General features: G+C 37.5%; 9 protein-coding genes. 7 read left to right on the forward strand and 2 right to left on the reverse strand.

Annotated features, from left to right (window positions below; all coding sequences use genetic code 11):
- Window positions 1-363 precede the first annotated feature (363 nt).
- Complete coding sequence (locus NFS18_RS18140; RefSeq protein WP_016213257.1) at window positions 364-1260, forward strand: helix-turn-helix domain-containing protein; 897 nt, start codon at window positions 364-366, stop codon at window positions 1258-1260.
- Between the two features lie 90 nt (window positions 1261-1350).
- Here the strand turns inward: NFS18_RS18140 and NFS18_RS18145 are convergent, their stop codons facing one another.
- Window positions 1351-2214, reverse strand: coding sequence for an AraC family transcriptional regulator (locus NFS18_RS18145; RefSeq protein ID WP_251392830.1), 864 nt, complete (start codon window positions 2212-2214; stop codon window positions 1351-1353).
- A 199-nt stretch (window positions 2215-2413) separates the two neighbouring features.
- Between NFS18_RS18145 and NFS18_RS18150 the strand changes: the two genes are divergently transcribed.
- The 6 genes from NFS18_RS18150 to NFS18_RS19870 all read left to right on the forward strand — a co-directional run bounded on the left by NFS18_RS18150 (window position 2414) and on the right by NFS18_RS19870 (window position 9999).
- Entirely contained in the window at window positions 2414-5452 is a 3039-nt protein-coding gene (locus NFS18_RS18150; RefSeq protein ID WP_251392831.1) for a glycoside hydrolase family 2 TIM barrel-domain containing protein, read from the forward strand.
- A gap of 167 nt (window positions 5453-5619) precedes the next feature.
- Entirely contained in the window at window positions 5620-7017 is a 1398-nt protein-coding gene (locus NFS18_RS18155) for an MFS transporter (RefSeq protein ID WP_251392833.1), read from the forward strand.
- Between the two features lie 351 nt (window positions 7018-7368).
- Window positions 7369-8169: a helix-turn-helix transcriptional regulator gene (locus tag NFS18_RS18160; protein ID WP_004058755.1), complete on the forward strand. Its 801-nt coding sequence runs from the start codon at window positions 7369-7371 to the stop codon at window positions 8167-8169.
- Window positions 8170-8330: 161 nt separating this feature from the next.
- Window positions 8331-9143, forward strand: a complete 813-nt coding sequence (locus tag NFS18_RS18165; protein WP_003506512.1) for an HAD-IIA family hydrolase — start codon at window positions 8331-8333, stop codon at window positions 9141-9143.
- 32 nt (window positions 9144-9175) lie between these two features.
- Window positions 9176-9724 carry a hypothetical protein gene (locus tag NFS18_RS18170; protein WP_004058756.1) on the forward strand — a complete coding sequence of 183 codons (549 nt, stop codon included), beginning with the start codon at window positions 9176-9178 and terminating at the stop codon, window positions 9722-9724.
- Between the two features lie 104 nt (window positions 9725-9828).
- Window positions 9829-9999, forward strand: coding sequence for a DUF6783 domain-containing protein (locus NFS18_RS19870; RefSeq protein WP_334301872.1), 171 nt, complete (start codon window positions 9829-9831; stop codon window positions 9997-9999).
- 189 nt (window positions 10000-10188) lie between these two features.
- Here NFS18_RS19870 and NFS18_RS18175 read toward each other — a convergent pair whose 3' ends face one another.
- On the reverse strand, window positions 10189-10428 hold the full coding sequence (locus NFS18_RS18175) for a helix-turn-helix transcriptional regulator (RefSeq protein WP_251392834.1): 240 nt from the start codon (window positions 10426-10428) through the stop codon (window positions 10189-10191).
- Window positions 10429-10487: the final 59 nt, after the last annotated feature.

Consider the following 10487-nt stretch of genomic DNA (forward strand, 5'->3'; position numbering starts at 1 on the left):
AAGTTACGGTTTTACTTACTTTAAAGTAATGCTATCCGTTTTTAAGCAAGTTTATAGCGGCGTGAATAATTCAGGCTAATATGTTGGATTAATGAACAAGATAAAATATTGTCTTTCCACCAAGAAGAAGGATTTGTGCAAAAGGAATTTACAGACAGAGACGAGCTTCGATGCTTCTTGCTTGCAGTGTATGGAATATATAGGATACAGTAATAAAAACTGTAAGGTTATATATGAATCCGCTATATAAGCTCTTTCGTTTATCTGGCAAACTAGACAGGCTTAAAAATCATATTCTACCTTCGAGGGGTATGTTTTTTCTCTAAAAAAGAGTACGATCAATATAAAAAAGGAGGTAGATGGATGGATCTTATCAAAATTGGAAAATACATTGCAGGTAAGAGAAAGTCATTGGGGATGACGCAAAAGCAACTGGCAGAAAAATTAGGTATGAGTGATAAGTCTGTTTCTAAATGGGAGAGAGGAATCTGTTTGCCGGATGTATCAGTATACTTAGAATTATGCGGAATATTAGGTATTAGTCTTAATGAGTTCTTGGCTGGTGAAGATATTGAAATAGATAATATTGAAAAAAAATCAGAAGATACATTGATACAGATAACAAAGGACAGTGGCCGCAAACAACGATACTTAAAGAGAATCATTATAGTGCTTCTTATTGTAGTGGGAATATCTATGGTTACTTTTGGATCCATCGTATGTAATAAATTGCGACAACCACAAAACTATATTGAAGCAGTAGATTCAGATAGTATAGGAATGAAAACTGCTGAATTGTTATCAGGAATTGATGGAACAATGATGTTTCGATACAATTCAAGGGATACATTTAAAACGTTATCTATTTATTTGTCAGAATATCAGCTTGGACAACGAGTTTCACATAAAAAAGTTTTGGAACTTTCCTATGAAGATGTGAAATCTTCCACAAATGGATTGATTGTCATTACACCGGATTTTGATAATTTTACTGCAAAGCTCATCGCAGCAGATAAATATTCAAAATATATGACAGAAATACCAATTTTGGAGGGAGTTACAAACAGGGAATATTATGGAAGATCAGCAACGTCTATTGAAAACAAATGCAAGATAGAGTATGGAACAGAGCAAGGATTAGCGGCACTGATTTATGGAGAAAAGGGGTTAAGTTCGTTGCCAATACAGGATATTACAGGGGAGCATATAGATACCGATAATGAGTACATGTATTACTATTCGGTTGAATTCATAAAATAGCACTAATAAAAAGAAGAGGATGTCACGTAATCTGCTTTGATTCGGTGGCATCCTTTTTTTGCATTTGGTTTTTTACGGGCATTATAGATTTCATAACTTATTTCTTATTTTTCTGTATTCTCTTGGCGAATATCCTTTCAGCTTGTGAAAAAGCCGGCTGAAATAAAGCTGGTTATCATATCCGACAATCTTAGAAATCTCATTGATGGAATAAGTTGTTGTTTCAAGTAACATCTGAGCATTGTTGATACGGATTCCCACAATGAATTGCATTGGTGTAGAACCGGTATATTTTTTGAAATTTCGGATAAACCAGCTGACACTCATGCCTCGTGAGGCAGCATAATCATCAATATTGATATTTTGATTGTAGTTTTCACTGAAAAAGGTAACAGCATTATCCATCTCATGATCAAGATATTCATTTTTTAATATGTGCTCTCTTGTCAGTTCCCGGTGGAAACTGATCAGAAGATGACGTAGCAAAAGGACAAGCATTTCCTCATAATTGTCTTGACAGCGTTGGAGCTCGATAATGATACGTTTGAAAATTTGTTCATATTCATTAGATGTACCCACTTGAAAGACACGTTCTTTATCCGGAAACCCATATTGACGTAAGATATTTTTCACATTGCTTCCTGTGAAGTGAATCCAGTATACTTCTGTCTTATCTTCTCCGTAATATTCATATTTTTGGAGTTCTTTCGGTCTGTACAGTACAATGTTGCCGGCTGGAACAATCGTTTCATTATTTACATTATCAAAATGAAAATGCCCACAACCAGCAGTGATATATATAATCTGATAATCCAGACGACCCCTTGGACGGTAGGTCGGAAGTTTGGGATGTCTGGAAAGACGGTAAGTACCACAGCTACCGACAATCAGCGGACGACTTTTGTCTTTGAAATCCATATGTGAGTGGTTCAAATAACCGGTGTTCAAATGCATAGGACAGCACCTCTTTTCGTACTTTTTATCATTGTATCATTTAGTGCATATTTTGTCTAATCCAATTCATAGACATATTTTGCGAATTAGGATAAGCTATATATAGCATAACTAAGGAACGTAAACAAAAAGTAAAGTATAAGGTTTGCTTTAGGAAAACAAAGAACAAAAAAGTATATGTATTGGAGGAGAGCTATTTATGATCGTACCACGTTATTATGAAAATCTAAGCGTACTGCACGAAAACACAATGCCAGCCAGAGCCTATTATATTCCGGCATCCAGAAGAATGGATAACTTGGTGGAACACAGAGAAGAGTCAGATCGTATGCAGTTATTGAATGGAACTTGGAAATTCCAGTATTTTAACAGCATCTATGACATTAAGGATTCTTTCTTTGAGAAGAATTATGATACAGAAAATTTTGATGAGATTCAGGTTCCAAGTGTATGGCAGATGGCTGGATATGATACACACCAGTATACAAACATCCGGTATCCATTTCCGTTTGATCCACCATATGTGCCACAGGACATTCCGTGTGGAGCCTATGTACATACTTTTGAGTACAGTAGAGATGAGAAAGCGCCAAAATCTTTTTTGAACTTTGAAGGAGTAGACAGTTGCTTTTACGTATGGATCAATGGCTCTTACATAGGATACAGCCAGGTTTCGCATATGACCAGTGAGTTTGATGTTACCGATGTACTTCAGGATGGAACGAATACGGTGGCAGTGTTGGTAATGAAGTGGTGTGATGGTTCCTATTTGGAAGATCAGGACAAATTCCGTATGAGTGGTATTTTCCGGGATGTGTACATTTTGAAACGCCCAAAACAGGCAATCAGTGATTATCATATTAAAACAAGAATTGAGGATATGCTTGCGAAAGTAGAAATTGAAATGAAATTCTACTCTCCGTTAAATGTAAAAATTTCGATTGAAGATAGAAACGGAGCAGTTGTAGCACTAGGAAGTATTGCTGAAGAAGGAACAGCTGTATTAGAAATCGCAAGTCCGGAACTTTGGAATACAGAAAATCCATATCTATATAAACTGATTCTTGAAACAGAGAATGAAGTAATTGTAGATCACATTGCATTAAGAAAGATAGAGATTAAAGACCAGGTTATTTATTTAAATGGACAGAAGATTAAATTCCGTGGTGTCAATCGACATGATTCTGATCCGGTTACTGGATTTACAATCAATCCGGAACAGATTACAACCGATCTTACGTTAATGAAGCAGCATAATTTTAATGCGATCCGTTCCAGCCACTATCCGAACGCACCATTTTTCTATGAAATGTGTGACAAGTATGGATTCATGGTAATAGATGAAGCAGATATTGAAGCTCATGGTCCATTTATGATCTACAGAAAAGAAGACACTGATTACAATCGGTTCAAACGATGGAATGAGAAGATTGCAGATGATCCGGTATGGGAAGAGGCAATCGTTGATCGCGTAAAACTCATGGTGGAACGTGACAAAAACCGTTTCTGTATTGTTATGTGGTCAATGGGAAATGAGAGTGCTTATGGCTGCAACTTTGAAAAAGCACTGGAATGGACAAAGAATTTTGATCCAGACCGTATCACACAATATGAGAGTGCAAGATACCGTAATTATGATGAAACATATGATTACAGCAATCTGGATGTGTACAGCCGGATGTACCCAGCGCTTTCCGAAATTCAGGAATATCTGGATAAAGATGGAAGCAAACCCTTCCTTTTGGTAGAGTACTGTCACAGCATGGGAAACGGACCTGGAGATTTTGAAGATTACTTCCAGATGATTCAGGATAATGATAAAATGTGCGGCGGCTTTGTCTGGGAATGGTGTGACCATGCGATTGCTCATGGAACTGCTGAGAATGGAAAGACTATATATGCTTATGGGGGCGACCATGGCGAAGAAATTCATGATGGCAACTTCTGTATGGATGGATTAGTATATCCGGACAGAACGGTACATACAGGACTTTTCGAATACAAGAATGTTTATCGCCCGGCAAGAGTTATTTCCTATAACAAAGAAAGCGGAGAACTGGTGCTTCATAACTACATGGATTTTGATGACTTGAAAGATTATGTGAAGATTAGTTATGAGCTGACACAGGATGGTCTTGTGATCAGCAAAGGCATACTTCCGGAGTTTTCTGTGGCACCACACGGGGAAGGAAAAACAAACCTGAAGATCAATGTTCCAGAGAAGGGGAAATGTTATTTAAAACTTATTTACCATCTGAAAAAAGAATTGCCACTGTTGGATGAAGACCATATTCTTGGATTTGATGAAATTGAGGTAAGTAAAGAGGATACAAAATGTAAACTTGCAGAGAAATGGATACCAAAAACAGTAGTGGACTCTGAATTACAGGTAAATGAAAATGATACACAGATTCATATCAAGGGGCGTGAATTTGCTTATACCATAGACAAACGTACTGCACTCTTTACAGAGATGAAATTCGCAGGGCGGGAATACTTGAACCATCCGATGGAATTAAATATTTGGAGAGCTCCAACAGATAACGATATGTACATCAAGTCTGAATGGAAGAAAGCCCACTATGATAAGGCTTACACAAGAGCCTATACGACAGAGGTTGTGCAGGGAAAACATGGTGTGAAGATTACAAGCCATGCTTCCGTTGTGGCAGAGACAGTACAGAAGATTCTTGATGTGACGATTACATGGAAAATAGAAGCTGCTGGAAAGATTGATGCAGATATTGCAGTAACAAAAGACGATGAATTCCCGGATCTTCCGAGATTTGGTGTGAGGATGTTCCTGGATAAAAAACTTTCAGCTGTAAGATACTTTGGAATGGGACCACAGGAAAGTTATTGTGATAAACATCAGGCTGCGAGCCACGGTTTGTACCGGGCAGATGTAGGGGATTTACATGAGGACTATATCCGTCCACAGGAAAATGGAAGCCATTATGATTGTGAATATGTAGAGCTTAACAACAGCCGATATGGAATTGTGGCATCCGCAGAAAAGGCATTTTCATTCAATGCTTCTTATTATACACAGGAAGAACTTGAGAAGAAAACGCATAATTATGAATTAATAGAATCAGATAGTGTAGTATTCTGTGTTGACTACGCATTAAATGGCATTGGTTCTAATAGTTGTGGTCCAGTTGTATTGGAGCAGTACCGATTTGATGATGTATTATTCCGGTTTCAGTTTACACTGATACCGTATGTAAAGGGATAATAAAGTTTCATGTAACCCGTAAACAAGGAAAGAGAGTCTGATTGTAATGTAAAGTCCGGATATACAGAGCAATCAGACAAAATCAGAGAAAAAAACAGAATTAGATATCATACGGTTAGCCATATTGAGATTCTAAGTGCGATGAAGATGAGGAGCAAAGAAATTCGATGGAAGAAAAAAAGTATTTGAAATGGTATAACAAAATTGGATACGGATCAGGTGATATTGCAGGTAATGTAGTCTATGCGTTCCTGACATCTTTTATGATGGTCTATCTGACGGACTCGGTAGGACTTGCTGCAGGTGTCGTGGGTACCCTGATTGCTGTATCAAAACTATTTGATGGTTTTACGGATATATTTTTTGGAACAATGATTGACAAAACACACAGTAAAATGGGAAAAGCGAAACCCTGGATGCTATACGGATATATTGGTTGTGCCATTACGCTGGTCGGCTGCTTTGCAGTACCGGTGAGTTTGGGAACAACGGCTAAATATGCATGGTTCTTTATTTCTTATACACTGTTAAATGGTGTGTTTTATACAGCAAACAATATTGCTTATTCAGCACTTACGTCACTGATTACAAAGAACAGCAAAGAGCGTGTACAGATGGGATCTTACCGTTTTATTTTTGCATTTTCAACAAGTCTTCTGATTCAGGCGATTACAGTTGGATTTGTAGATAAATGTGGTGGAGATGCTGCGGCATGGAGAACGGTTGCTATTATCTATGCAATCATTGGTCTGGTCGTAAATACGATTTCAGCACTTTCTGTTAAGGAACTTCCGGAGGAAGAACTTAATGAAGGAGAAGTAAAGAATGATAATGAAAAGTATGGAATGGTACAGGCATTCAAGCTTCTTGTCAAAAACAAATATTACATGATGATTTGTGGAACATATATTTTACAGCAGTTATATGGTGCCATGATTGGAGCTGGCATTTATTACATGACATGGGTACTGAAAAATAAGAATTTGTTTGGACAATTTGCATGGGCAGTAAATATTCCACTGATCATTGCCCTGATTTTTACACCGACATTAGTTGGTAAGTGGAAAGGCATGTATAAACTGAACTTAAGAGGTTATGTCTTAGCAGTCATCGGTAGAGCACTTGTTGTTGTTGCCGGATATATGGGTAGTGTTCCGCTGATGATGGCGTTTACAGCTCTTGCAGCCTTAGGTCAGGGACCATGGCAGGGAGATATGAATGCTGTTATTGCATCCTGCTCTGAATACACTTATCTTACACAGGGAAAGAGAATTGATGGAACGATGTACTCTTGTACTTCTCTTGGTGTAAAAATCGGTGGAGGTATTGGAACCGCTGTTGTTGGATGGATGCTTGAGCTCAGTGGATATGTCGGAACAAATGCAACTCAGCCACAGTCTGCACTTGATATGATGCAGTTCATGTATCTTTGGCTTCCGTTAATCTTTGATGTATTGATTATGTTTGCACTTTCAAGAATGAATGTTGAAGATGCAAATAAAAAACTGAAAGCAGAAAAAGGAATTGCTGCAGATGAAGTAACAGATGCATCAGACATAAATTAGAATTGACAAGAGAAAGCGTTGTCTGATCGTTGTTCGATGAGACAGTGCTTTTTTCTATAATATAAAGTGATAGAACTGTATTTTGAAAATAAAAAGGACCACTTCATTTTTATGAAATGGCCTTAAGAAAATATTCAGTTTTCACAAAATAGTCCTTTTAGTATTTATACATGGTAAGGATGCTCAAAATATTCAGTGTAGAATACTAAAAGGTCATTCAGATATTTTTTTAGGTTGCTCATTTGCAATTCCTCCTTTCCTTATTTACAAGTTGATTATAAGATAGGTGTAAAAGGATTGCTTGCCAAATCGAAAGAAGATATAGACAAATGTTGCAAAGGGGAGTATTTCATGCAGTTAAAATATGTTGACACAAAAGAGGAGATCATAGCAATAAATAGGAAGTCAAAACATATTGAACCACATCTTCATAATGCATTGGAGATTGTTTGTGTAACAAGTGGAGCATTAGAACTTGGTGTCGGACAGGAACTATATCATATGGATAAAGGAGATATAGGCTTTGTATTTCCAGATGTTATTCATCACTATCAGGTACTGACACCCGGTGTAAATAAAGCGACTTATCTGATTGCATCGCCATTTACGATTGCCAAATTTGCAGATATCATGCAATCCATGGCTCCTGAATACCCGATCATCAAAGCGGAAAAGGTTGAACCGGAGGTATATAGGGTTATAAATGCGATTTTAGAGACAGAACAGTCGGATATTACTGTTGCACAGGCATATCTTCAAATTGTGTTGGCACGCTGCATAGGAAAATTAAATTTGGTAGAAAAGAGTAATGTGGGGAGCAACGATCTTATTTACCAGACAGTCTCCTATATATCAGCAAATTTTAAGAAGAAATTTTCGCTGGAAGAGATGGCAAAAGATCTGGGGGTGAGCAAATATGTTTTATCCAGACTCTTTTCCAAAACATTCCATAGAAACTTTAATCAATATCTTAACGATGCAAGGCTGAACTATGCATGCCAGCGTTTGGAAAATACGAGTGATTCTATTACAAACATTTGTCTGGATAGTGGATTTGAAAGTCAGAGAACATTTAACCGAGTATTTAAAGAAAGATATAAAATATCACCGAGTGATTATCGGAGTACTTGTGTGAAAGAGATGTTGTCATAAAAGGTTCTGTTGATAGAAATATTTACTTCGATTTCACAGTACTATGTATTTGATTTTATGTGTGGATGATATAATATGAAAATATTTGTAGAAAATAGCGCTTTATTTTATTATGAAAAGAGCAAGGTGTATTCTAAAGAAACAAGAAAGGCAGGGCGCATATGAACATGAGAAAATCCATAATCGATTTTAATGAAAAAAAAGGATTCATCTGTGATATGGATGGTGTGATTTATCATGGCAATCAGATATTGCCAGGTGTTCCAGAATTCATCCAGTGGTTGCATGATGAAAAGAAAGAATATTTATTTTTGACAAATAATAGTGGATATACACCACGGGAATTAAATCAGAAACTGGCAAGGATGGGACTTGATGTGCCAGAAGAACATTTTTATACCAGCGCATTGGCAACAGCCGCTTTTTTAAAGGAACAGGCGGCAGGCTGTTCAGCATTTGTGATAGGAGAAGCCGGTCTCTTAAATGCACTTTATGACGTTGGCATTACAATGAATGATGTAAATCCGGATTATGTTGTTGTGGGAGAGGGACGTTCCTATTCATTGGATACTTTAACGAAAGCAACGAATTTAGTTCTGAAGGGAGCTAAGCTGATTGGAGCAAACTCGGATGTTTCCGGACCGATCGAGAACGGAATCGCTCCTGCCTGTCGTGCATTGATTGCACCCATTGAAATGGCAACAGGTACACAGGCATATTTCTGTGGGAAACCGAATCCACTGATGATGAGAACAGGATTGAATATGCTTGGATGTCATTCAGCAGAAGCTGTAATGGTTGGGGATCGTATGGATACAGATGTGATTTCAGGAATGGAAAGTGGTATGTCTACTGTATTGGTTCTCTCTGGATGTTCAACGAAGGATACACTCAAAACTTATGCTTATCTTCCGACAATGGTATTGAATGGAGTGGGAGATATCGCCAGTATGGCAAAAGCAAAAGAGGAATAGTGTGATTAGGCAAATACCAGGAGGTAAAGTATATGATGAAACTTGATAATTTTGTAGGAATGATGACAGGACATTTTGATAATAAGGATCAATTTAAGAAAATGCAGGCAGAGGGGAAAACATATCCATATGCGGAACATGTAAATACAATCTGTAATGACAAAATAAATAACCTTCCTGAAGATTTCAAAGGAAAATTTGTTGTTGAAGAGAGTTATTATGAAATTAATGGGAAACGTCATGCATCTCCACATCTTTTCCTTATCACGGAAATAGAACAGGGAATTTTACTTTCTTCTTATGAAATTCCAAAAGGAGAAGATAAAAATACATTTTCATATGATTCTATGAAGAATGTTGATTACTCTAAACTAGAAAAATCTGAAAAATTTACTCCGGCACTTTATCATGAAAAGGACGGAATCTGGGAGGGAGGCAGCACAAGCCAGTTCTCTCCGGTAATGACATTCAAACTTTGGGAAAAGTTTTCCAACAATTTTCTGGAAGTATCAGAAAGCATGGAAGTTAATGGAAAGAGAACTTTTGGATATGATGAACCAATAATTTATAAGCGTGTATAATCAAAGGTCTGCATATTGGGATAGACTTCAGTTTGTTTGTAAAAGAGCATTGAAAGCAAGTGCAAAAGCTGGCGGAGCGTCATTGATGATATACTAGAGCGTGTTTGAAAATTCATTCCCGCCAGATGCACGCCCCACTTCGCGGGAGATTTGAGCCAAATTCAGGTTACATAGCCCACTATGCGCCCTTCATTTGGCTCAAATCTCCCACAAATTGTGACGCACATCTGTCAGAAAGCAATTTTCAAACACGCTCTAGAAGGGTAAGCAGATAAGTAAAATTTGTAATATTACAGATTGGAATAGAGGGACTCTGAACAGGAGACTATGAGAAAATCTCTGTAAATTAGATTCTTCTATGATAATGAGGGTGAGAAGCTTACAAATCAGGCTTTTCACCCTTGTTTTATATATAACAGTTATTGCCAGGCATGTCCTGAACAGGGAATCTCTGATTCCCCAGTTCAATCCACTACATGAAATACATCTTCTACCAGCATATTAAAGTACTTTGATATCCGCAGCATAAATTCGGCAGATGGGGTACTGTCCCCACGTTCTATCCTGCCGACAGTTTTGGTACTGTATCCGATAGCAGCGGCAAGGTCATCCTGGTAAATGCCTCGTTGTTCACGGATTTCTCTGATATTATTGGTAACCGCCATAAAGATCCCTTCTTTCAGTTCTATACTATAAATGAGCAAGTTCGTGATTTTGCATAAAAGAAAGACACCTCGATTCCGTGTGTTGTATAATGAAAGTG

Origin of the sequence: Mediterraneibacter agrestimuris, assembly GCF_943193195.1 — a bacterium.
GTDB classification, from domain to species: Bacteria; Bacillota; Clostridia; order Lachnospirales; family Lachnospiraceae; genus Schaedlerella; species Schaedlerella agrestimuris.

Bases quoted from the DNA above. Each gene is read 5' to 3' on its own strand.
- NFS18_RS18170 (WP_004058756.1), top strand. From the start codon at position 9,176: ATGATGAAACTTGATAATTTTGTAGGAATGATGACAGGACATTTTGAT.
- NFS18_RS18155 (WP_251392833.1), top strand. From the start codon at position 5,620: ATGGAAGAAAAAAAGTATTTGAAATGGTATAACAAAATTGGATACGGA.
- NFS18_RS18165 (WP_003506512.1), top strand. From the start codon at position 8,331: ATGAACATGAGAAAATCCATAATCGATTTTAATGAAAAAAAAGGATTC.
- NFS18_RS18150 (WP_251392831.1), top strand. From the start codon at position 2,414: ATGATCGTACCACGTTATTATGAAAATCTAAGCGTACTGCACGAAAAC.
- NFS18_RS18145 (WP_251392830.1), bottom strand. From the start codon at position 2,214: ATGCATTTGAACACCGGTTATTTGAACCACTCACATATGGATTTCAAA.
- NFS18_RS18160 (WP_004058755.1), top strand. From the start codon at position 7,369: ATGCAGTTAAAATATGTTGACACAAAAGAGGAGATCATAGCAATAAAT.
- NFS18_RS18140 (WP_016213257.1), top strand. From the start codon at position 364: ATGGATCTTATCAAAATTGGAAAATACATTGCAGGTAAGAGAAAGTCA.